Raw genomic sequence first — 22,000 nt, 5'->3', positions numbered from 1 at the left:
ACGATGGCCGACGAGGACCACGACGCCGGCAGGGCCGATTGGGCGGTGCTCGTTGCCGCGAGTTCGGGCGCGCTGCTGTGCTTTCTCAATCTCAGCGCGCTCAATGTCGCGCTGCCGGCCGTGGCGCGCAGCCTGCATGCTTCGCCGACGCAGGCAAGCTGGATCCTGCTGTCCTACATGCTGGTCAGCACCGTCTGCATCCTGAGCTTCGGACGCCTGGCCGATCTCTGGGGACGGCGCCGGCTCTTCCTCGCGGGGCTGTGGCTCTTCGTGGCCGCCTGCGCGGCATGCGCCCTCGCACCCAGCGCCGAACTGATGCTGGCGAGCCGAATCGCCCAGGCCGTCGGTGCGGCCGGCGTCATGGCCAACGCCAGCGCCTTGGTGGGCGATGCCTTCGGCCGCCGCAGGATGGGGCTGGCACTGGGCGTGCTCGCCATGGTTGCGGCGCTGGCCCAGGTCGTCGGCCCGCTGGCGGGCGGCTTCGTCGTGTCGTGGTGGGGATGGCGCGTTCTCTTCATGCTCAACGTGCCGATCGGGCTTGGCGTGCTGGCGTGGTCCTGGAAGGTGCTGCCCCACAGTGCGGCCGCCGGGGCCGAACGCTTCGACCTCGCAGGCGCGGCGCTGTCGCTCGTCGGCATCGGATGCGTGACCTATGCACTCTCGATGGCCGGCACCCACGGCTGGGCCAGCACGCCGGTGTGGGCCTCCATGCTCGCGGGGCTGTGCGCCATTGCCCTCTTCTCCGGCGTTCAGATGCGCGTGGCCAGCCCGCTGGTCGACCCCTCGCTGTTCAGCGACCCGGCACGCCGGACCGCGTACGCGGGCATCCTGCTGCTGTCGATGACGCAGGCGGCGCCCCTGTTGCTGATGGCCTTGTACCTGCAGGCCTGCGCGGGCCTTCAGCCATCGCAGGCGGGCCTGCGCATTGCACCGGTGGCGTTCGGCATGCTGATGGCTGCGCCGCTGGCGGGCGCCCTGACGCGGCGCTTCAGGCCCGAATCCATCTGCGTGGCCGGCATGCTGCTCGCGGGATGCGCCCTGGCGCTGCTGGCCGCGCTGCTGCAGCCGGCGATCGGCACCGTGCAGCTGTCGCTGTGCCTCTGGCTGCTCGGCCTGGGCATCGGGAGCTTCGTGACACCGAACAACACATCGATCCTCCAGAGCGTGGCGCCCCGGCGCCGGGGCATCGCCAACGGCGTCCGGTCGACGCTGCAGAACACCGGCATCATGATCGGCACCGCGCTGACGCTGAGCGTGGCGATGGCGCAGCTTCCTTCCGGTTCGCAACGCATGATTCTGGGAAATGGCGGCCCAGGGCTTTCGAACCTGGATGTGGTGGCCTTTACCAAAGGGGCCAGTTCTGCGCTGGTGCTGCTTGCGGTCCTTTGCTTTGCCGGCGCGGCCCTGATCGCGAATACCCGGCGTCAAGCCGGCCGGCTGCAATCAGCGTGAAGGACACGGCAGCAGGCCCTAGTTGCTGCGCGGAGGCGAAGCACCCACGCCGGCAGGAAGTGCGCCAATCTGCTGCAGCGCACCCAGCCGGTCGGTTTCCAGCCAGGAGCGCACGATCTTGCCGTGGCGCAAGTGGTAGATGGCAATGCCTGTGTTCTCCACTCGGCGGTGCGACGCTTCCAGGCCGCGGAACTCGCCTGCGTGAATGGCCTGCCAGCGCCAGCGCACTGCGACCTTGTCCGGCTCGGCGATCAGGTCCTCGACCTGGAAGCGGATGTCCGGAAAGGCGCTGCGCAAGCCGTTCATGGTCGTCGCAAAGCCTGCGGCGCCTTTTTCGCCGTTGGGCCCCACGTAGTCATCCGCGATCGAGTCCTGCAGCTCTTCGAAGCGCCCGTGCGACAACCAGTCTTCATAGAGTGCCCGGATCAGTTGGCTGTTTCGGGCCTTCACATCGTCTTGCATGGTTTCTCCTGAATGGATGGGGCTCCATGCTAGGCAGCACGCGGGCTCGGCAATTGAACAAAATCAGTGAGTCACACAAAAAAAGGCGCCCCGTTACCATCGGCCAATGCGCATGCGCTTGCTGCCAACCACCCTCGCCCTCGCAGACCAGGTGCGGAATTTCGTGATCGTCGAAACCGCCGAGGCCGCCACTCGCCTGCTCATGCCGGAGCCAAGCATCCTGCTTGGCATTCGTTACGGCGGCTATGCCGAGCAACTGGATGGGCCGAAGACACGCCGCCTGCCCCAGACCACGCTGACGGGACTGCGCGACACCGCACGTTCGATGCACACCTCGGCCGGCGGTGGCATCGTGCTTGCTGCTTTCCGTCCTGCGGGCGCTGCGCAGTTCTTCGACCTGCCCGCAGAAGGCCTGTTCGGCACCACGATCGATCTTGCCTCCCTGGTGGCGGATGCCGACCTGGCAGGTCTTTGCTCGGCCATGACTGCGGCCGGGGACGATCTGCAGCGCGTGAATTGCCTGGAGCGCTTTCTTCTCGCCCGACGAAGGCGGCCCGCCGACACGTTGGTGAGCGAGGCCCTGCGAGCCATCGAGAAGAGCGTCGGAACGATCCGCATCGCAGCGCTTGCGTCGGATCTGGGCGTCAGCGTCGACTGGCTGGCAAAACGATTCCGCCGTACTGTCGGAGCGACACCAAAGCAACTCGCCTCCATCATCCGCATGCGCCATGCGTTGTCGCTGTACGGCGAGGCATCCAGCCTCACACAGCTGTCTGTCCAGGCTGGCTATGCCGACCAGTCGCACTTTATCCGCGAGTTCCGTTCCGTGACCGGCCAGGCGCCTCGGCGCCTGCTGAAAGGCGGCGAGTACTGCTGATCTGGCCTCGCAGCCATTCGCCAGTCAGCGCGGATGCGGAAACAGCCGTTCGATCGGGCAATGCGTCTTGATGAACGGCGACTTGATGACGATGTAGCTGAAGTACTTGGAGATGCCGATGTTGCGCTCGAGCAGTTCCTCGATCACTTCCTGGTAGTGGTTGACGCCGCGCGTCAAGAACCGCAGCAGGTAGTCGTAGCCGCCGCTCACCAGGTGGCATTCGAGCACCTCGTCGACCTCGCGGATCGCGGCCTCGAAGCGCACGAAGTCCTCGCGGTGGTGGTCTTGCAGCGTGACCTCGGTGAACACGGTGAGCGTGTCGCCGAGCTTCTCGAGCCGCAGGTGCGCGCCGTAGCCGGCGATGTAGCCGGCCTGCTCCAGGCGCTTGACGCGGATCAGGCAGGGGCTGGGCGACAGGCCGACCGCATCCGCGAGGTCGACGTTGGTCATGCGCCCGTTCTGCTGCAGCTGGGCCAGGATGCGCAGGTCGAGTCGGTCGATCTTGAAAGCTTCAGACATGGCGGTCCTGAAAAACGAAGGAGGATCCGATTCTGCTTTGCCGGCGCAGCCGCGGGGCAGTGCTTTCCCGCTCAGGCCTCCAGCGCGGCGCGCACGTCGGCGGCGTCCAGCACCTCGTCGAGCGTTTTCTTCAGGCGCGCGAACATCTGGGCGAACTCGTCCTCGGTGAAGGTGAGCGCCGGCGCAAAGCCCAGGATGTGGTCGCCGAAGGAGCGGAACACCAGGCCGTTGCGGTAGCCCGCGGCAAAGATGCGGTCCGCGAGGCCCAGCGCCGGATCGAAGCCGCGCTTGCCTTGCTTGTCGCTCACCAGCTCCAGCGCACCGAGCAGGCCGCGGTGGCGCGCATCGCCCACCAGCGGATGCGCGCGCAGCGCATCGAGGCCGGCCGCGAAGTGCGCCGCGCCGCGCTGGCCGTTGGCGAGCACCCCGCCCTCTTCGTACAGCCGCAGCACCTCGAGCGCGACCGCGGCGCTCACGGGGTGGGCAGAGTACGTCGCGCCATGACCGACCGGCACCCCCGCCGGCGTGCCGTCGGCAATGCCGGCATAGACCTTCTCGGACATCATGGTCGCGCCCATCGGCACATAGCCCGAGGTCAGGCCCTTGGCCATGGTCATCAGGTCGGGCTCCACGCCTTCGGCCTCGCAGGCGAACATGGGGCCGGTGCGGCCGAAACCGGTGATGACCTCGTCGACGACGAACAGGATGTCGAGCTCGCGCGCGGCATCGCGCATGGCTTTCAACCAGCCCTTGGGCGGCACGATGACGCCGCCCGAGCCCTGGATCGGCTCGCAGAAGAAGGCGGCCACGTTGTCCGCACCCAGCTCGGCCACCTTGGCGCGCAGCGAGGCCACCGACGCGGCGATCAAAGCCTGCGGATCGGCACCATCCGCGTGGCGGTACGGGTTGGGCGACGGGATGTAGTGCTGCGTGGGCAGCGGCAGGTCGAAGCCGCGATGGAAAACGGGCAGGGCCGTGAGGCCCGCGCCGGTCGACGAGGAGCCGTGGTAGCCGCGCTCCAATGCGATGAACTGTTTTTTCGACGGCTTGCCGATGGCGTTGTAGTACTGCACGATGAAGCGCACGGCGGCATCGACCGCCTCCGAGCCGCCGAGCGTGAGGTACACGCGCGTCAGCGATGCGGGCGCGATCTGCACCAGCTTTTCCGCGAGGCGGATGGCCGGCTCGCTGCTGAAGTGGAAGTAGCCGGTGGCGTACGGCAGGCGCCGCATCTGCTCGGCCGCGGCCTGCACCACGCTCTCCTGGCCATAGCCCACGTTCACGCACCACAGGCCCGCAAAGGCGTCGAGCAGTTCATGCCCGTTGGCATCGGTCAACCATGCGCCGCGGGCCGAGGCCAGCACGGTGGGGCCGCGCTGCTCGTGCGTGCGCCAGGGCGAGACGGGGTGGATGAGGTGGGCACGGTCGATGGCGTCGAGCGTGGCGTGGCGAGGCAATGCGGTGGGGTGCGTCATGGCGGTGTCGAGTGAAGCGAGAGCGAAGGAAGCTTTCGATGCCTCGAGCTTAGGCCGCGTGCCGCATGGCATGGTGCTGCTTTGGGGGTGCTGCGCGAAGCAGGCTGCGGTTATGCGCCTCGCCACGGCACATCATGCGGCGGGCCATTTCTCTTGCTTCTCGTCAGTAGCCCCTGGCGCGGTCCACGAGGCCGACCATCGGCTCGCCGGCCTCGAAGCGGTGCAGGTTCTCGAGCACGGCCTCGGCGGCGCTCAGCGGCTGCGTCATGCTCGCGATGTGCGGCGTGAGCTGGATGCGCGGATGGCGCCAGAAGGCGTGCGCGGGCGGCAGCGGCTCGGGGTCGGTCACGTCGAGCACCGCATCGCCGATGCGGCCGCTGACGAGCGCTTCGAGGAAGTCATGTTCGACCAGGTGCGGCCCGCGGCCCACGTGCACCAGGCCGGCGCCCATCGGCAGCATCGAGAAGAGCCTGGCATCGAGAAAGCCGCGCGTCGAATCGGTGAGCGGCAGCAGGCACACGAGGATGTCGGCGCGCGCCAGAAAGGCGGGCAGCTCGTCGGCACCCGCGTGGCATTGCACGCCATCGACCTCATGCCGCGAGCGGCTCCAGCCCGCGCAGTCGAAGCCCAATGAGACCAGTTGCGCGAGCACGGCCTGGCCGAGCGAGCCCAGTCCCAGAACACCCACGCGCCGCTCGCCTGCGGGCCGCACGGGCAGCGGCTGCCATTGGCCTTCCTGCTGCTGGCGGCGGTACTGCGGCATGTCGCGGTGCAGGCCGAGCACGGCATGCGTCACATACTCGACCATGCCCTGCACGATGCCGGGCTCGACCATGCGCACCACCGGCAATGCAGCGGGCAGCGCCGCGAAGTCGAACTGGTCGACACCTGCGCCCGAAGAGAACAGCACCTGCAGATTCGGAAAGCGTTCGGCGATGTCTTCCGGCGGCACCCATGCTGCGAGAAAGCGCACCTGCGCCGGATCGCCGATGTCGGGCCAGATGCGGAAGTCGATGTCGGGGCGGCGCTGCCCGAACACTTCGGCCCATTGGCGGCCGCGTACGGGGTCGGACTTGTAGAGGAAGGTGGTCTTCATGGGGAGGTGTATTGGGTGTGCTTGTTGTGTTCAGGGTTCTTCTGCTCAGGGCGCGTGCACAGGCCACCGGGTACTCCCCTCCGCGAATGTCCCCCGGGCTTCGCCCTCCTCCTTGATTTCGCTGCGGGGAGCACCCGATGCCCTGTGCACCGGGGCACGCTCGTTGTGCACCGCTGATCAACCAGTGCTCTGAACACGCTCCCGCCGATGGGGTGCCTTGCGCAGCGAAATCAAGGAGGAGCCGAAGGCGGGGGACATTCGCGGAGCAAGATACCCCGTCGGCGGGAGCGCGCCCTGAAAAAAACTATCCAACAGCCTGAGTAACAAGAGCAAACAGCGAAGGCCCCTGCGATGCAACAGCAAGCGGCTCCCCCCGCACCATCGTCGTCGGCGCATCCACGCGCAGCAGGCCGATGCTCTCGAGCCATTCGGCCAGGCCGCTGTCGAAGTCGATGTCGATGCGCGTGAAATGGCCGGCGTTCAAGCCTGCAAGATGCGCGATCAATGCCTTCGCACCCTCGGCATCGGGCGCGACCACCGGGCCGATCGAATGGCCGCGCCCAAAGCGCCGCAGCATCGCAAAACCCTTCGGCTCGTTGTCGTGGTCGAGCACCACGCAGGCATCGGCGCTTTGCAGCAGCTCCGCGACCAGCGCATCGCGCGGCATGCCTCGCGCGGCCGCGTCGAGCGCCTGCAGCGCCGGCAGCTCGTTGAGGCCCGCGGGCCGCAGGCGCCAGCCGGGCTGCAGCGCAACCAGAGGCGCCGGCTGCGCAATGCCCTGGTGCTGGCGCACCTCGCCCGCGCGCACAAAACCGAGCCGCTCATAAAGTCCGCGCCCTTCCGCGGTGGCGTGCAAAAGCACCGTGCGGTCTTCGAGCCCATCGAGCAGCGCGCTCATCAGGCGATGGCCGATGCGGCGGCCCTGGCAGGCGGGCGTGACGATCACCAGGCCGATGGTGGCGTGGCGCTGGCCCCAGCGCCAGCGCAGGCCGGTCGCGATGATCTCGCCGTCGCGCTCCACTGCAATGCCATCGGCATGCGGGAACACCTGCTCCCAGTCCGCGGGACGGTGCGGCCAGCGCAGTTCGGCCGAGAGCGCATGCGCCTGTGGAAGGTCGGCGGCCGTCATCGGCCTGAGCACCACGCCATCCATGGCGGGTGCGTTCGAAGTGGGTTCAGGCATAGGGAAAACTCTCTGTTGCGGCGGAATGGCGCATCCATCTTGGACGACATTGCGGCGCCGCACCAGCGCGAAAAGGGCCTCTTTCGCAACTTGCAAGCTTCGGTTGCAGCACACCCCGGTTTCGCAATTCGCTGCGGCGGTGCGGCCGCATACGCACACAAATGCTGTGCCAACCTGCCTAGGATCGACCGCCACTTTCCACGATCCCCGCCATGCAAGCCTTCGATCCGCGAAACACCCATCGGCACGGACCTGGAACGCCAGTTGGCCGACGCCAGGCTGCGCTTCAAAAGCGTGCTCTTCGGCCTTGCCGCGGCGCACCAAGGTGCATGGCTGCACGCACGCAGGGCACGCCGCACGGCATGCCGTCGGCGCCCCCGCAAACCGCAGCTTCGTTTCGCCAGGCGCCGTTTTTCCCTACATGCACCGAGCAATGGCGTGCTGCAATCGCTTCGTAATGAGTTTGTCGCATTTGCCACCCTTCACAGAGGATTCGAGACCATGACCTTCCGCCCCAAGTACGTGACCTTCGACTGCTACGGCACCCTCACCCGGTTCCGCATGAAGGAGCTGACCACCGACCTCTTCGCCGACCGCATCCGGCCCGAGCAGATGGCGCAGTTCGTCACCGATTTCACTGCCTACCGCTTCGACGAAGTGCTGGGCGCCTGGCAGCCCTACGAGGTGGTGCTGAAGAATGCGGTGCGACGCCTGTGCAAGAAGTGGAAGATCCAGTACTTCGACAGCGACGGCCAGGCCTACTACGACGCCGTGCCCACCTGGGGTCCGCATGACGACGTGGCCGCAGGCCTGGCCAAGGTGGCCAAGGAAATCCCGCTGGTCATTCTCTCCAACGCCTCGGACGACCAGATCCAGAAGAACGTGGCGATGCTCGGCGCGCCCTTCCACCGCGTCTACACCGCGCAGCAGGCCCAGGCCTACAAGCCGCGGCTGCAGGCCTTCGAATACATGCTCGATTCGCTCGGCTGCAACCCGGAAGACGTGCTGCACGTGTCGTCCAGCCTGCGCTACGACCTGATGTCGGCCGACGACATCGGCATCGTCAACAAGGTGTTCGTCAACCGCGGCCACGGCCCGGGCAACCCGGCCTACCGCTACACCGAGATCCAGGACATCGGCGGCCTGCCCGGCGTCGTCGGCCTCTGATCTTTTCTTTCATCCAGCACAGGCCCCACGCCATGAAGCTCGACTCCTACTGGACCGATTCCGCGCCGGCCTTCGTTCCCGCAGTGCATGCACTGCCGGCGCAGGTCGACGTTGCGATCGTCGGCGGCGGCTTCACCGGCCTGTCGGCGGCGCTGGCGCTGGCCAGGCGCGGTGCCCGCGTCGCGGTGCTGGAGGCCGGCAGCCGCGTGGCGGCCGAGGCGTCGGGGCGCAACGGCGGGCACGTGAACAACGGGCTCGCGGTGGACTATGCCGATGTGGCCGCCAAGGTCGGCACCGACAAGGCCCGCGCCTGGTACCGCGCCTACGACGACGCGGTCGACACCGTGGCGCGGCTGGTGCGCGACGAGGCGATCGACTGCGACTTCATGCGCCACGGCAAGCTCAAGCTCGCCACGCGCGCCAACCAGATGGCCGCGCTCGAACGCAGCGCCGAGCGCCTGGTCGGCGACGGCGTGGACACCGACGTCGAAATCCTCAATGCGGCCCAGGTGCGCAGCGAGGTGCAGAGCGAGCGCTTCCACGGCGGCCTGCTCTACAAGCGCAGCGGCCAGATGCACATGGGCCGCTTCGCCCACGGCCTGGCCGAGGCCGCAGAGCGCCATGGCGCGCAGATCCACACCGGCACGGCCGTGAATCGCATCGAGCGCCTGGGCCAGGGCCACGCGCACCGGCTGCACACCGCCGGCGGCATCGTCACTGCGCAGCAGGTGCTGCTGGCCACCGGTGCCACGCGCCACGGCGGCTACGGCAGCTTCGGCTGGCTGCGCCGGCGCATCGTGCCGATCGGCAGCTTCATCGTCGTGACAGAGCCGCTCGGCGCCGAACGCGCGCAGGCGCTGCTCGCGGCGCGGCGCACCTACACGACGGTGGCCAACATCCACCATTACTTCCGGCTCACGGCCGACCACCGGCTGGTGTTCGGCGGCCGCGCGCGCTTCTCGGTCTCCAGCCCGCAGGCCGATGCCGCGAGCGGCGAGATCCTGCGCGCCGGGCTCGCTGAAACCTTTCCGCAGCTCGGCGCCGTGCGGCTCGACTATTGCTGGGGCGGACTGGTCGACATGACGCAGGACCGCCTCCCCCACGCCGGCGAGCGCGACGGCCTCTACTACGCGATGGGCTACAGCGGCCACGGCACGCAGATGTCGGTCCACATGGGCGAACGCATGGCCGCCGTGATGGAGGGCAACGCCGCCGCCAACCCCTGGCAGGACCGCGGCTGGCCCGCCATTCCCGGCCACTTCGGCCCGCCCTGGTTCCTGCCTGCGATGGGCCTCTACTACTCGCTCAAGGACAAGCTGGCCTGAGCGCCCCGCAAGTGCACCGTTTTCGTTCCGTGTTTGTTTGTTCTTCAACCCTCATCAGTCACCGGCCCCACAGGAGTACCCCACCATGAGCGACAGCAGCAACAAGAGGTTCGAAAACCTCGTCGGTCCCGGCGAAAGCCTTCGCGTGATGGATTCGCTCAAGCGCGGCGCATCGCGGCGCGACATCCTCACGATGCTGATGGCCGGCGGCATGCAGGCCACCCTGGCGGGCAGCCTTGCAAGCGTGGCGATGAGCGCCCATGCGCAGACGCCGCGCAAGGGCGGCCGGCTGCGCGTGGCAGGCGCCACGGCCGCCGCCACCGACACGCTCGATCCGGCCAAGCAGTCGAACCAGACCGACTACTCGCGCTGCAACATGGTCTACAACGGCCTGACCACGCTCGACGGCAGTCTCACGCCGCAGCCCGCGCTGGCCGAATCCTTCACCACCAAGGACGCCAAGACCTGGGTCTTCACCTTGCGCAAGGGCGTGGCCTTCCACGACGGCAAGGCGCTTGCGCCGGCCGACGTGGTGTTCTCGGTGATGCGCCACAAGGACCCGGCCACCGCCTCCAAGGCCAAGATCCTGGCCGACCAGATCGAGAGCGCCAAGGCCACCGGCCCGAACGAAGTGACCTTCGTGCTCAGCGCACCGAACGCCGACCTGCCGGTGATCCTGGGCACCTTCCACTTCCACATCGTCAAGGAAGGCACCACCGACTTCAACGCCGGCATCGGCACCGGCCCCTACAAGCTCAAGGAGTTCAAGCCCGGCGTGCGCTCGCTGATGGTGCGCAACGAGGCCTACTGGAAGCCGGGCAAGCCCTACCTCGACGAGATCGAGTTCGTGGGCATCGGCGACGAGAGCGCGCGCGTCAACGCGCTGCTCTCGGGCGGCATGGACCTGGTCGGCTCGGTCAATCCGCGCTCGGTGGAGCGCGTGAAGGGAACGCCCGGCTTCGGCATCTTCGTGACGCAGTCGGGCCAGTACTCCGACCTCATCATGCGCAAGGACGTGGGCCCCGGCGCCAACCCCGACTTCGTGCTCGCCATGAAGCACCTGTTCGACCGCGAGCAGATGAAGAAGACCATTGCGCTCGATTACGCGGTGGTGGCCAACGACCAGCCCGTCGACCCGACCAACCGCTTCTACTTTGCCGGCCTGCCGCAGCGCGCCTTCGACCTGGACAAGGCGAAGTTCCACCTGCAGAAGTCCGGCATCACGGGCAAGGTGCCGATGGTGGCCTCGCCCGCGGCGCTCTATTCGGTGGAGATGTCCCTGCTGCTGCAGCAGACGGCGCAGCGCGCGGGGCTGGAGCTGGACATCAAGCGCATGCCGGCCGACGGCTACTGGTCGAACCACTGGCTCAACAGCCACGTCGGCTTCGGCAACGTCAATCCGCGCCCGAGCGCCGACGTGCTGCTGACGCAGTTCTTCCAGTCGGGTGCGGCATGGAACGAGTCGCGCTGGAAGAGCGAGAAGTTCGACCAGCTGCTCGTGGCCTCGCGCGCCGAGACCGACCTGGCCAAGCGCAAGCAGATGTATGCCGACATGCAGACCATGATCCACCAGGACGCAGGCATCGGCATTCCGCTGTTCCTCTCGAGCCTCGACGGCCACAGCTCCAAGCTCAAGGGCCTGTCGCCCATTCCGCTGGGTGGCCTCATGGGCTACAACTTCGCCGAGAACGTCTGGCTAGAAACATGAGCTCTCCCCCAGTCTTGCTCACTTCGTGTAGCCGCCAACCCCCTCACCGGGGGCAACACCAGCGGCCCGGCAAAGCCGGTTCCGCGGTGTTCCCCGAACGGGCCTGGCTTCGCCGGCCGCGGTGGGCGTGAAGCGCATAACGCAGGGAAGTCACTGATATGAATCACGTCATTCTCAAACTCCTCGGCCAGCGCATCGCGCTGGCGCTCGTGTCGCTGCTGGCGGTCTCGGTGGTCGTGTTCTCGATCACTGCGGTGCTGCCCGGCGACGCCGCGCAGGAGCAGCTCGGCCAGGACGCCACGCCCGAGGCGGTGGCCGCGCTGCGCGCGCAGATGGGCCTGGACGTGCCGGCGCCCGCGCGCTATGCCAAGTGGCTGCTCGGCATGGCGAAGGGCGACCTCGGCCGCTCTGCGACCACGCAGATGCCGGTGTCCGAGCTGGTGGCGAGCCGCCTGCCCAACTCGCTGCTGCTGGCCGCGGTCACGGCCCTGTTCTCGGTGCCGATCGCGCTGGCGCTGGGCATCGCCTCGGCCGTGTGGCGCGGCTCGTGGTTCGACCGCGCGGCCTCGACGGCGGCGGTGGGCGTGGTGTCGGTGCCGGAGTTCCTGGTGGCGACGCTGGCGGTGCTGGTGTTCGCGGTGCAGCTGCACTGGCTGCCGGCGCTCTCCTTCGTCAACGACATCGAGTCACTGGGCCAGCTGCTGCGCGCCTTCGCCATGCCGGTGCTGGTGCTGTGCTGCGTGATCGTCGCGCAGATGATGCGCATGACGCGCGCCGCGGTGATCGACCAGCTCGAGGCGCCCTACATCGAGATGGTGCGGCTCAAGGGCGCCTCGCCGATGCGCATGGTGCTGGCGCACGCGCTGCCCAATGCGGTGGGGCCGATCGCCAACGCGGTGGCGCTGAGCCTGTCGTACCTGCTGGGCGGCGTGATCATCGTCGAGACCATCTTCAACTACCCGGGCATCGCCAAGCTGATGGTCGACGGCGTGTCGCAGCGCGACATGCCGCTGGTGCAGACCTGCGCCATGATCTTCTGCTGCGCCTACCTGATCCTGGTGACGACGGCCGACATCTTCGGCATTCTTGCCAACCCGCGGCTGCGGCACCGCTGAAGGAAGCGCCATGGAAACCTCCACCACTTCAACGGTCGCGAGCACCACGGCCTTGCTGGCGCCGGTGCCGCAAGAGCGCCGGGCCGGTCCGCTGCGCTGGCTCGCCGGCTTTGGCGCCTCCGGCCTGCTGGGCCTCGCGGTGCTGCTGTTCTGGCTGCTCGCGGCGCTGCTCGGACCCTGGCTGCTGTCGCACAGCGCGGCAGCCATGGGCACCTCGAACGTCTTCGAGCCGATGAGCGCGGCGCACTGGCTGGGCACCGACTACCTCGGCCGCGACATGCTGGCGCTGATCATCGAAGGGGCGCGCTACACGATTGGCGTTGCGTTGCTGGCCACGCTGCTGGCCAGCGGCACCGGCACCGTGCTGGCGCTGCTGGCCGCCGCCAGCGGCCGCTGGATCGACGCGGTGCTGAGCCGCGGCCTGGACACGCTCACGGCCATCCCGAGCAAGATGTTCGCCCTCATCATGGTGGCGGGCTTCGGCTCCTCGGTGCCGATGCTGGTGGTCACGGCGGCCATCATCTACGTGCCGGGCGCCTACCGCATGGCGCGCTCGCTGGCCGTCAACATCAACGCGCTCGACTACGTGACCGTGGCGCGCACGCGCGGCGAAGGCACGCTCTACATCATGCTGCGCGAGATCCTGCCCAACATCCTGGGCCCGATGCTGGCCGACCTGGGCCTGCGCTTCGTCTACGTCGTGCTGCTGCTGGCGAGCCTGAGCTTCCTGGGCCTGGGCATCCAGCCGCCGGCGGCCGACTGGGGCTCGCTGGTGCGCGAGAACATCGGTGCGCTCGCCATGGGCGGCGCCTCGGTGATCGTGCCGGCGCTGGCCATTGCGAGCCTGACCATTGCGGTCAATCTCGTCATCGACAACCTGCCCGGCCGTGCGGCCCGGGAACGAGGAGCACGCTGATGGGCGCACCACTCACTGTCCAGGGCCTCAGCATCGTGGCCGGCGCGAACACGCTGGTCGACAACCTGAGCTTCTCGGTGCAGCCCGGCGAAGTGCTGGCACTGATCGGTGAATCGGGCTCGGGCAAGACCACCACCGCGCTCGCGCTGATGGGCTATGCACGCAGCGGCTGCCGCATCTCGGCCGGCCGGGTGCAGATCGGCGACACCGACGTGCTGGCACTCGATGCGGCGCGGCAGCGCGGGCTGCGCGGCCGCACGGTTTCCTACATCGCGCAGAGCGCGGCCGCCTCCTTCAATCCTTCGCGCACGATCATGGACCAGGTGGTCGAGCCCACCGTCATCCACGGCCTGTGCAAGCGGGCCGAGGCCGAGGCCAAGGCGGTGCAGCTGTTCCGCGAGCTGGCGCTGCCCGACCCGGAGAACATCGGCGCGCGCTATCCGCACCAGGTCTCTGGCGGCCAGCTGCAGCGGCTGATGGCGGCCATGGCGCTGATCGGCGATCCCGAGCTCGTGATCCTCGACGAGCCGACCACCGCGCTCGACGTGACCACGCAGATCGAGGTGCTGCGCGCCTTCCGCCGCGTGGTGCGCGAGCGCCGCGCCACCGCCGTGTACGTGAGCCACGACCTGGCCGTGGTCGCGCAAATGGCCGACCACATCCTGGTGCTTCGCAATGGCCGGATGAGCGAGCTCAACGCCACCGGGCAGATCCTTGCCGCCCCGGCCGACGACTACACCAAGTGCCTGCTCGCGGCCGCGCGGCCCGCGGTGCGCGCCTCCGGACAGGCCTCGGGCGATTCCGCGCTTCTGCTTCACGTGGACCAGCTTTCATGCGGCTACGGCGCGGTGGACGCCAAGGGCCAGCCGGCCAAGATCATCCTGGAGGACATCAACCTGAAGCTCTACCGCGGCCAGGCCATTGGCGTGATCGGCGAATCGGGCTCGGGCAAGACCACGCTGGCACGGGCCGTTGCCGGGCTTCTGAAGCCCTGCCATGGCAGCGTCGCGTTCGACGGCCACGCGCTCGCGCCCACGCTGCAGCAGCGCGATCGCGAGCAGCTGCGCCGCATCCAGATCGTGTTCCAGATGGCCGACACGGCGCTCAACCCTTCGCAGACCATCTGGCGCATCCTGGCGCGGCCGCTGCAGTTCTACAAGGGCCTGCGCGGCGAGCCGCTCAAGCAGCGCATCTTCGAGCTGCTCGATCTCGTGAAGCTGCCGCGCACGGTGGCCGACCGCTTGCCGGGCGGGCTCTCGGGCGGGCAGAAGCAGCGCGTGAACCTGGCGCGCGCGCTGGCGGCCGAGCCCGACCTCATCCTGTGCGACGAAGTGACCTCGGCGCTGGACACCGTGGTGGCCGCGGCGGTGCTCGACCTCATGGCCGAGCTGCGGCGCGAGCTCGGCGTGTCCTATCTCTTCATCAGCCACGACCTGCACACGGTGCGCTCGGTGTGCGACGAGATCGTGGTGATGCAGCACGGCCGCAAGCTCTCGCAGGTGGCGCGTGCCGACTACGAGCGCGGGCCGCACCATCCCTACTACGAACTGCTGGCGCGTTCCGTGCCCGAGCTGCGCCAGGGCTGGCTCGACGACATGGACCACGCAGCAGCAGCAGCAGCCACGCCATCAACCAGGGAAGCACTCGCATGACCCCCACATTCCGCATTGCGCTGATCGCCGGCGACGGCATCGGCAAGGAAGTGATGCCCGAGGGCCTGCGCGTGGTGCTGGCCGCCGCAGAGCGCTTCGGCTTCGAGCTCGACTGCCGCACCATCGAATGGGCCAGCTGCGGCTACTACGCACAGCACGGCCAGATGATGCCGGACGACTGGAAGGAACAGCTGCGCGGCGTGGACGCGCTCTATTTCGGCGCCGTCGGCTGGCCCGAGACCGTGCCCGACCACGTCTCGCTCTGGGGATCGCTGCTGAAGTTCCGCCGCGAGTTCGACCAGTACATCAACCTGCGCCCGGTGCGCCTGTTCGAAGGCGTGCCCTGCCCGCTGGCCGGCCGCAAGCCCGGCGACATCGACTACCTGGTGGTGCGCGAGAACACCGAAGGCGAATACACCTCGCTCGGCGGCGTGATGTACGAAGGCACCGAGCGCGAGATCGTGATCCAGGAATCGGTGTTCTCGCGTCACGGCACCGACCGCGTGCTGAAGTACGCCTACGAACTCGCCCAATCGCGCAAGAGAAAGCACCTCACCGTGGCCACCAAGAGCAACGGCATCGCGATCAGCATGCCGTGGTGGGACGGCCGCGCCGACGCCGTCGCCCGCGACCATCCGGACGTGACCATCGACAAGCAGCACATCGACATCCTGTCGGCGCGCTTCGTGCTGCAGCCCACGCGCTTCGACGTGGTGGTGGCAAGCAACCTGTTCGGCGACATCCTCTCCGACCTCGGTCCGGCCACCACCGGCACCATCGGCCTCGCGCCCTCGGCCAACCTCAACCCGGAGCGCAAGTTTCCATCGCTGTTCGAGCCGGTGCACGGCTCGGCGCCCGACATCTACGGCCAGAACATCGCGAACCCGATCGCGATGATCTGGTCGGGCGCGCTGATGCTGGACTTCCTCACGCAGGGCCAGGGTGCGGGCCGCGCCGCGCATGACGCGATCCTCGGCGCGATCGAAGCGGTGCTGCGCGACGGCCCGCGCACGCGCGACCTGGGCGGCACGGCCTCGACCACCGAGGTGGGCATGGCCATTGCCCAGCGCGTGGCGGCTGCCTGACCTCTCCATTCATCCAGGACCTTTTCGACCATGACACTGACACTTGAACGCCAGGACCTGCTGCCCGGCCAGCACCTCATCGGCGCCGAATGGCGCGAAGCCAGCGACGGCCGCCGCCTCGACGTGACCGACCCCGCCACCGATGGCGTCTTTGCGAGCGTGCCCGACGGCACCGCCGCCGACGCGCGCGCCGCGGTGAATGCCGCGCATGCCGCCTTCCCCGCCTGGCGCGCCGTGCCGGCCAAGCAGCGCGCGCAGATCCTCAAGCGCTGGAACGACCTGATGCTCGCGCACCAGGAAGACCTGGGCCGCCTCATCTCGCGCGAGCAGGGCAAGCCGCTGGCCGAAGGCCGTGGCGAAGTGGCCTATGCAGCGAGCTACGTCGAATGGTTCGGCGAAGAAGCCACGCGCGCCAACGGCGACGTGATTCCCGCACCCGTCACGGGCCGCCGCATGCTCGCGCTGAAGGAGCCGGTCGGTGTGGTCGCCGCGATCACGCCGTGGAACTTTCCGGCCGCGATGATCGCGCGCAAGATCGCGCCCGCGCTGGCCGCGGGCTGCACCGTGGTGTGCAAGCCGGCCGAGGACACGCCGCTGACCTCGCTCGCGCTCGTCAGGCTCGCGCAGGAGGCCGGCGTGCCCGCAGGCGTGCTCAACATCGTCACGGCTTCGCGCGACCGCACGCCCGAGGTGGTCGACGTATGGCTGGCCGATGCGCGGGTGCGCAAGATCAGTTTTACCGGCTCCACGCCGGTCGGCAAGCACCTGGCACGCGCCTCGGCCGACACGCTCAAGAAGCTGTCGCTCGAGCTCGGCGGCAATGCGCCGTTCATCGTGTTCGAGGATGCCGACGTCGATGCCGCGGTCGAAGGTCTGATGGCCGCCAAGTTCCGCAACGGCGGCCAGACCTGCGTGTGCCCGAACCGCGTGTTCGTGCAGGCCAGGGTGCACGACGCCTTCGTCGACAAGCTGGCCGCGCGGGTCAGCGCGCTCAAGGTCGGCCCGGCGACGGCGCCCGACTCACAGATCGGCCCGATGATCAACGCACGCGCGGTCGACAAGATCGAGCGCCACGTGCGCGACGCCGTGGCCCGCGGCGCGCGCATCGTGGTCGGCGGCGAACGGCTGCGCTCCGCACGCTGCGACGGCCCCAACTACTACGCGCCGACCGTGCTCGTGAACGCCGATGCGGGCATGGATTGCAGCTGCGAAGAGACCTTCGGGCCGGTGGTGCCGGTCACGCGCTTCGAGACCGAGGCCGAGGTGATCGCGGCTGCCAACGACACGCCCTTCGGCCTGGCCGCCTACTTCTATTCGACCGACGTGCGCCGCATCTGGCGCGTGGCCGAGGCGCTCGAATCCGGCATCGTCGGCATCAACGAAGGCGCGCTGGCCGCGGAGGCCGCGCCCTTCGGCGGCGTGAAGGAGTCGGGCTACGGGCGCGAAGGCTCGGTGCACGGGCTCGACGATTACATGCACACCAAGTACCTGTGCCAGGGCGGGCTTTGAGGCGGCAATCGCGCCTTTTCGGCATTCCGGCTTGACCCGGCCCCAGGGGCACCCTTTAAAAGGGGAAGATCCATCGAAAGGAACACTTCATGCGATCTCCCGCCCCGCACCTGACCCCTTCCGAAGCCGCGCGGCAGCTCGGCGTTTCGGCCAAGGCCCTGCGGCTGTACGAGCAGCGCGGCCTGGTCGAGCCCGGCCGGACCGCGGCGGGATGGCGGGCCTACGGCCCGGCGGAGATGGCGCGCGCCGGCGAGATCGTCGCGCTTCGCGCGCTCGGCTTCAGCCTGGCCCAGGTGGCACGGGTGCTCGCGGGCAACCCTGAAGGCCTGGAGCAGGCATTGGCCGCGCACCAGGCGGCGCTGGAGGCGCAGCTTCGCCAGCTCATGCGCACCGTCGAGAAGGTTCGCGACTTGCGAAGCGATGTTGCGCAAGGCCGGACACCGAGCATCGGCGAACTCGCGGGCCTGCTCGCGCCCGCCGGCGAAGTGCGCCTGGCCTTCGACCTGCCATGGCCCTGGGGCGGAGAGCGCTTCGAGCTTCGGGACATCCGGCCGCTGAACTACATCGTCGGCCCGCTCGGCAGCGGCAAGACCCGGCTGGCGCAGCGCATTGCCGAGGTGCTGCCCAACGCGGCCTGGCTCGGGCTGGACCGGCAGGCGGAGTGCGGCGCCGCTGCGCGCGAGCCTCGGGTCGACCACGCGCTGGCCTGGCTCGTGGAAGACGGCGCAACGCCATCGGATGCGCTGATTGCACTTCTGGCCGGGCTGGAAGCCGAAGGCCCCGATGCGGTGGTCGTGGACCTGATCGAACACGGCCTGGACCAGGCCACCCAGGAGGCGCTGATCGCCCGGCTGCGCTGCCGCGGACCCAACGCGCGGCCGATCTTCATGCTCACGCGCTCCTGCGCAATCCTCGACCTGACGGCCGTCGGACCGGACGAGGCGATCATCCTGTGCCCCGCGAACCACAGCCCGCCGACCGTGGTCGCACCCTGCCCCGGCGCGCCGGGCTACGAGGCCGTCGCCACCTGCCTGGCGTCGCCGGAAGTGCGGGCGCGAACGGCGGGGGTTGTCGCGTGGCGGCAGGCGGCCTGAGCGCAGCTCGAGCGACGTTGTTGCAGCGTTGCAGCGGCATGGCGACAATCGTTCGATCATGCCAACCACCTCCTATGGCGTGCTCATCGTCAACGAGCAAAACCAGCTTCTCATGGCGCACGCGACGGGCCAGAAGCACTGGGACATCCCCAAGGGCGGCGCAGAAGCAGGCGAGTCCGCGCGCGAAGCGGCCATCCGCGAGGTTCGGGAAGAGACGGGCATCGAGCTGTCCGCGGATTCGCTGGAAGAGCTCGGGCGCATGCCTTACCGCCCGGCCAAGGACCTGCACCTGTTCCGTGCCTTCGTGCACACGCGCGACTGCGATATTTCGGCGTGCAAGTGCACGAGCTTCTTTCCTCATCACGCTTCAGGCGTGATGACGCCCGAGGTGGACCAGTTCAAGTGGGTGGACCCCGCAGACATACCGGTGCTTGCCGCCAAGTCGATGACGGCGGTGCTTCGGACGCTGCCCGGCTTCGGAACGACGAGGGACACCTGAGGCCGCGTGTATCTCGACGGGCCTTCGCTCAATCGGCATCCGGCGGCAGCACCAGCGGCCCGCAGTTCTCGTCGGCCACGAACACCGCCAGCAGCTTCGCAGGGCGCACCGGATCGGGGTTCTCCGCAAAGAGATGCAGCGTGCGCGGCGGCTCGAAGAAGGTTTCGCCGCTCTTGTAGGTGCCCACCGGTCCGCCGCCGAGCTGCGAGCGGATGGTGCCTTCGAGGATGATCGCGGTCACCGAGCCCGGATGCCGATGGGCCGGCGAATAGGCCAGCGGCGGAAAGTCCACGAGCACGGTGGTCACCGACTTGCCCGGCACGTTCGGCAGCGCCTCGCACGAGAGCACCTTGCTCGAGGTCGCGGGCCTCGCATCGGCGCCCGAGCCCGCGGGCGCCGGGGCCGACGCGAACATCGGCCGGGCGACGCTGCTGCACACGTCGGCAAACCACTGCGCCGCCTCCTGCCGGTTGCCATGCGGCGTCAGCGCCCAGCCGGCGGCCAGCACCAGCGAGAGCGCCGCAATGCCCGCGCCGAGTTGCCGGCGATGAAGCCGCCCCGCCTTCACGAGGCCACTCCCTGCCGCTGGCGCAGCCGCAGCGATGCACTCCAGCCCAGCTCGCGCCTGGCCTTCTCGCTGCTGACTTCGGGGTTGTCCTCGGCGATGTTGAAGACACCGCCGCGTGCATGCCGCAGCGCCAGCACCGCTGCCCAGGCCGCGGCCTCCACGTGGACCGGACACGCGCCCCTGGGCTCGGCGGTCGACGTGCCGGAACCGTAGAACTGCCCGTAGCGCAGCACCGTGCCCGTGAGGCCCGCCGTGCCCAGCACGCTGCGCTCCAGCGCCGCCACGCCGCCCACGCTGACGCCGCGCGTGCCCTCGGCCGCGAGATCGAGCGGGTCTTCCTCGACATGCGGGGTGGCGCCGGGCGCATAGACCCAGGCGATGCTCTGCGCCACCAGCCGGCGGCTGCCGGCCGCCACCGCGGCGGCCACGAGGTTGCGCGTGCCCTCGGTGCGCACGCGCGCATTGCGATGGACGGCATCGGCCATCCGCCTGGGATCGAGATCCCGCGGCAGGTCGGTGAGCTGGTGGATCACGATCGCCGGTGCGATGCGCATCAGCGCCGCGCGCAGCGCCTTCGCGTCGAACACGTCGACGACGACCGGCACCGCACCGCTCGCCTCCAGCGCCTGCGCGCGCTCGGTGCGCCGCGTGCTGCCGTACACGGTGTAGCCCGCGTCGACCAACAGGGGCACGAGTGCGCTGCCGATGGCCCCGGCCGCACCCGCCACGAATATCTTCTCGCTCATCGCATCTCCTTTTTTCATGGGCAGTTCGAAGCTTAGGTTTTCGATGCCCCATTCCAAAGAGCCAAGATTCGTCAAAATGAATGGGCCATGATCCAGGAGAAGAAACCGCCCGCCGCCCTCCTCGCGATCGACCGCGCAGCGTCCACGCCGCTGCACCGGCAGATCTACGAGCGCTTTCGCACGGCCATCGAGCAGGGCGTGCTCCGCCCGGGCGACCGCGTGGCCTCGGCGCGCAGCCTGGCCAGCGAACTGGGCGTGGCGCGCGGCACCATCGAGGCGGCCTACAACCAGCTCGCGGGCGAAGGCTATTTCTCGCCGCAGGGCCAGGCCGGCACGGTGGTCTCGCCCTCGCTGCCCTCCCCGCGGTCGGCGCGCCGCACGTCCCGGCAAGCCGAGGCGCGGGCCGTGGAGCACGACCTGGCCGATCCCGCGCCGCCACCGCCCCTGCAGTTGGGCATCCCGGCGCTCGATGCCTTCCCGCGCAAGCTCTGGGCGCGCCTGGTGTCACGCCGCGCCAGGGCGATGGCCGCGGCCGACATGTTCTATGGCGACCCCTCGGGCCATCCGCCGCTGCGCATCGCCATTGCCGCCTACCTGCGGGTGTCGCGCGGCGTCGCATGCCATCCGTCACAGGTCTTCGTGACCGGCGGCTACCGCGCATCGCTCGCGCTCATCTCGCACGCGCTGCTCGCAAGGGACGAGCGCGTGTGGGTGGAAGACCCGGGCTATCCGCCGACGCAGGAGGTGCTGCGCAGCGCCGGCCAGCGCACGGTGCCCGTGCCGGTGGATGAAGAAGGCCTGGTCGTTGCGCGCGGCATGCGCAAGGCAGCGAAGGCGAAGATGGCCGTCGTCACGCCCTCGCACCAGGCGCCGCTCGGCGTCTCGATGTCGCTCGCCCGCCGGCTGCAGCTGCTCGACTGGGCCTCGCAGGCGAAGGCCTGGATCGTCGAGGACGACTACGACGGCGAATACCGCTACACCGGCCTGCCGCTGCCCGCGCTCAAGAGCCTCGACCGCCATGACCGCGTGCTCTACGCCGGCAGCTTCTCGAAGGTGCTGTATCCCGGACTGGCGCTCGGCTACGTGGTGGTGCCCGATGCGCTGCGCGGCGCCTTCGACGAGGCCGCGCGGACCGGGTCCAACGGATGCCCGCAGCTCACGCAGGCGGTGGTCGCCGATTTCATGCGCGAAGGCCATTTCTCGCGCCACTTGAAGAAGATGCGGCTGCTCTATGCGCGTCGCCGCCACATGCTCGCGGCCGCGCTGCAGAAGGCCTTCGGCGACGAAGTGCGCATCGACCTGCAGGCCGGCGGCATGCACCTGATCGCGCGCTTCGACCGGCGGCGCGAGAGCGACGCGGAACTGGCACGCCGGGCGCAACGCGCCGGACTGAACTGCCAGCCGCTGTCCGCGCGGGGCACGGCAAGTTTCCGGGACGAGGGGCTGTTGATGGGCTTCACCAATGTTGGCTCGGCGCTGCATGCGCAGCAGCTCGCGGCGAAGCTGCACAAGGCCTTGGGCCGCGAGCCCTGAGACCGTGCACGGGCACAAT

20 protein-coding genes are annotated in these 22,000 nt (G+C 68.9%); 13 read left to right on the top strand and 7 right to left on the bottom strand.

From position 1 onward, the window contains the following. Positions 1-3 precede the first annotated feature (3 nt). Positions 4-1,452 (top strand): MFS transporter, encoded by a 1,449-nt coding sequence (locus tag AC1DMS_RS01060; RefSeq protein ID WP_015865678.1) that lies wholly within the window; start codon positions 4-6, stop codon positions 1,450-1,452. Positions 1,453-1,470: 18 nt separating this feature from the next. Here the strand turns inward: AC1DMS_RS01060 and AC1DMS_RS01055 are convergent, their stop codons facing one another. Continuing rightward, positions 1,471-1,914 carry an ester cyclase gene (locus tag AC1DMS_RS01055; RefSeq protein ID WP_015865679.1) on the bottom strand — a complete coding sequence of 148 codons (444 nt, stop codon included), beginning with the start codon at positions 1,912-1,914 and terminating at the stop codon, positions 1,471-1,473. Between the two features lie 106 nt (positions 1,915-2,020). On the opposite strand from AC1DMS_RS01055, the gene AC1DMS_RS01050 reads away from it, so the two are divergent. Beyond that, positions 2,021-2,791, top strand: a complete 771-nt coding sequence (locus AC1DMS_RS01050; RefSeq protein WP_015865680.1) for a helix-turn-helix transcriptional regulator — start codon at positions 2,021-2,023, stop codon at positions 2,789-2,791. A gap of 24 nt (positions 2,792-2,815) precedes the next feature. Here AC1DMS_RS01050 and AC1DMS_RS01045 read toward each other — a convergent pair whose 3' ends face one another. The 4 genes from AC1DMS_RS01045 to AC1DMS_RS01030 form a co-directional block, all read right to left on the bottom strand. Continuing rightward, positions 2,816-3,310, bottom strand: a complete 495-nt coding sequence (locus AC1DMS_RS01045) for an Lrp/AsnC family transcriptional regulator (protein WP_015865681.1) — start codon at positions 3,308-3,310, stop codon at positions 2,816-2,818. A gap of 71 nt (positions 3,311-3,381) precedes the next feature. Then, a complete protein-coding gene (locus AC1DMS_RS01040) occupies positions 3,382-4,785 on the bottom strand; it encodes an aspartate aminotransferase family protein (RefSeq protein WP_015865682.1) in 1,404 nt (467 codons plus the stop codon). 163 nt (positions 4,786-4,948) lie between these two features. Then, a complete protein-coding gene (locus AC1DMS_RS01035; RefSeq protein ID WP_015865683.1) occupies positions 4,949-5,881 on the bottom strand; it encodes a 2-hydroxyacid dehydrogenase in 933 nt (310 codons plus the stop codon). A 304-nt stretch (positions 5,882-6,185) separates the two neighbouring features. After that, entirely contained in the window at positions 6,186-7,064 is an 879-nt protein-coding gene (locus AC1DMS_RS01030) for a GNAT family N-acetyltransferase (protein ID WP_015865684.1), read from the bottom strand. 501 nt (positions 7,065-7,565) lie between these two features. Here AC1DMS_RS01030 and AC1DMS_RS01025 point away from each other — a divergent pair. The 10 genes from AC1DMS_RS01025 (at position 7,566) to AC1DMS_RS00980 (ending at position 19,134) form a co-directional block, all read left to right on the top strand. Beyond that, positions 7,566-8,231 (top strand): haloacid dehalogenase type II, encoded by a 666-nt coding sequence (locus AC1DMS_RS01025; RefSeq protein WP_015865685.1) that lies wholly within the window; start codon positions 7,566-7,568, stop codon positions 8,229-8,231. Positions 8,232-8,263: 32 nt separating this feature from the next. Further along, complete coding sequence (locus AC1DMS_RS01020; RefSeq protein ID WP_015865686.1) at positions 8,264-9,556, top strand: NAD(P)/FAD-dependent oxidoreductase; 1,293 nt, start codon at positions 8,264-8,266, stop codon at positions 9,554-9,556. 85 nt (positions 9,557-9,641) lie between these two features. After that, positions 9,642-11,264: an ABC transporter substrate-binding protein gene (locus tag AC1DMS_RS01015; RefSeq protein ID WP_478180620.1), complete on the top strand. Its 1,623-nt coding sequence runs from the start codon at positions 9,642-9,644 to the stop codon at positions 11,262-11,264. Between the two features lie 158 nt (positions 11,265-11,422). Continuing rightward, the gene (locus AC1DMS_RS01010; protein ID WP_015865688.1) at positions 11,423-12,379 is read left to right on the top strand and encodes an ABC transporter permease; all 957 of its coding nucleotides are present in this window, start codon (positions 11,423-11,425) and stop codon (positions 12,377-12,379) included. A 10-nt stretch (positions 12,380-12,389) separates the two neighbouring features. Next, positions 12,390-13,295, top strand: coding sequence for an ABC transporter permease (locus AC1DMS_RS01005; protein WP_015865689.1), 906 nt, complete (start codon positions 12,390-12,392; stop codon positions 13,293-13,295). Further along, on the top strand, positions 13,295-14,947 hold the full coding sequence (locus tag AC1DMS_RS01000) for an ABC transporter ATP-binding protein (protein WP_015865690.1): 1,653 nt from the start codon (positions 13,295-13,297) through the stop codon (positions 14,945-14,947). Before AC1DMS_RS01005 ends, AC1DMS_RS01000 begins: the two co-directional genes overlap by 1 nt. After that, entirely contained in the window at positions 14,944-16,032 is a 1,089-nt protein-coding gene (locus tag AC1DMS_RS00995) for a tartrate dehydrogenase (RefSeq protein WP_015865691.1), read from the top strand. Before AC1DMS_RS01000 ends, AC1DMS_RS00995 begins: the two co-directional genes overlap by 4 nt. A gap of 30 nt (positions 16,033-16,062) precedes the next feature. After that, complete coding sequence (locus AC1DMS_RS00990; protein WP_015865692.1) at positions 16,063-17,541, top strand: NAD-dependent succinate-semialdehyde dehydrogenase; 1,479 nt, start codon at positions 16,063-16,065, stop codon at positions 17,539-17,541. Between the two features lie 89 nt (positions 17,542-17,630). Continuing rightward, the gene (locus AC1DMS_RS00985) at positions 17,631-18,635 is read left to right on the top strand and encodes a MerR family transcriptional regulator (protein WP_015865693.1); all 1,005 of its coding nucleotides are present in this window, start codon (positions 17,631-17,633) and stop codon (positions 18,633-18,635) included. A 58-nt stretch (positions 18,636-18,693) separates the two neighbouring features. Then, on the top strand, positions 18,694-19,134 hold the full coding sequence (locus tag AC1DMS_RS00980; RefSeq protein WP_015865694.1) for an NUDIX hydrolase: 441 nt from the start codon (positions 18,694-18,696) through the stop codon (positions 19,132-19,134). 28 nt (positions 19,135-19,162) lie between these two features. Here the strand turns inward: AC1DMS_RS00980 and AC1DMS_RS00975 are convergent, their stop codons facing one another. After that, entirely contained in the window at positions 19,163-19,702 is a 540-nt protein-coding gene (locus AC1DMS_RS00975; RefSeq protein ID WP_062364959.1) for a cupin domain-containing protein, read from the bottom strand. Beyond that, complete coding sequence (locus AC1DMS_RS00970) at positions 19,699-20,448, bottom strand: NAD-dependent epimerase/dehydratase family protein (RefSeq protein WP_478180619.1); 750 nt, start codon at positions 20,446-20,448, stop codon at positions 19,699-19,701. Before AC1DMS_RS00970 ends, AC1DMS_RS00975 begins: the two co-directional genes overlap by 4 nt. Positions 20,449-20,535: 87 nt before the next feature. Here AC1DMS_RS00970 and pdxR point away from each other — a divergent pair, with 87 nt between their 5' ends. Continuing rightward, positions 20,536-21,981, top strand: a complete 1,446-nt coding sequence (pdxR, locus tag AC1DMS_RS00965) for a MocR-like pyridoxine biosynthesis transcription factor PdxR (protein WP_478180618.1) — start codon at positions 20,536-20,538, stop codon at positions 21,979-21,981. Positions 21,982-22,000 lie beyond the last annotated feature (19 nt).

It is taken from the genome of Variovorax sp. 05T418 (genome assembly GCF_056396385.1).
This window is presented reverse-complemented; position numbering and strand designations above follow the sequence as displayed.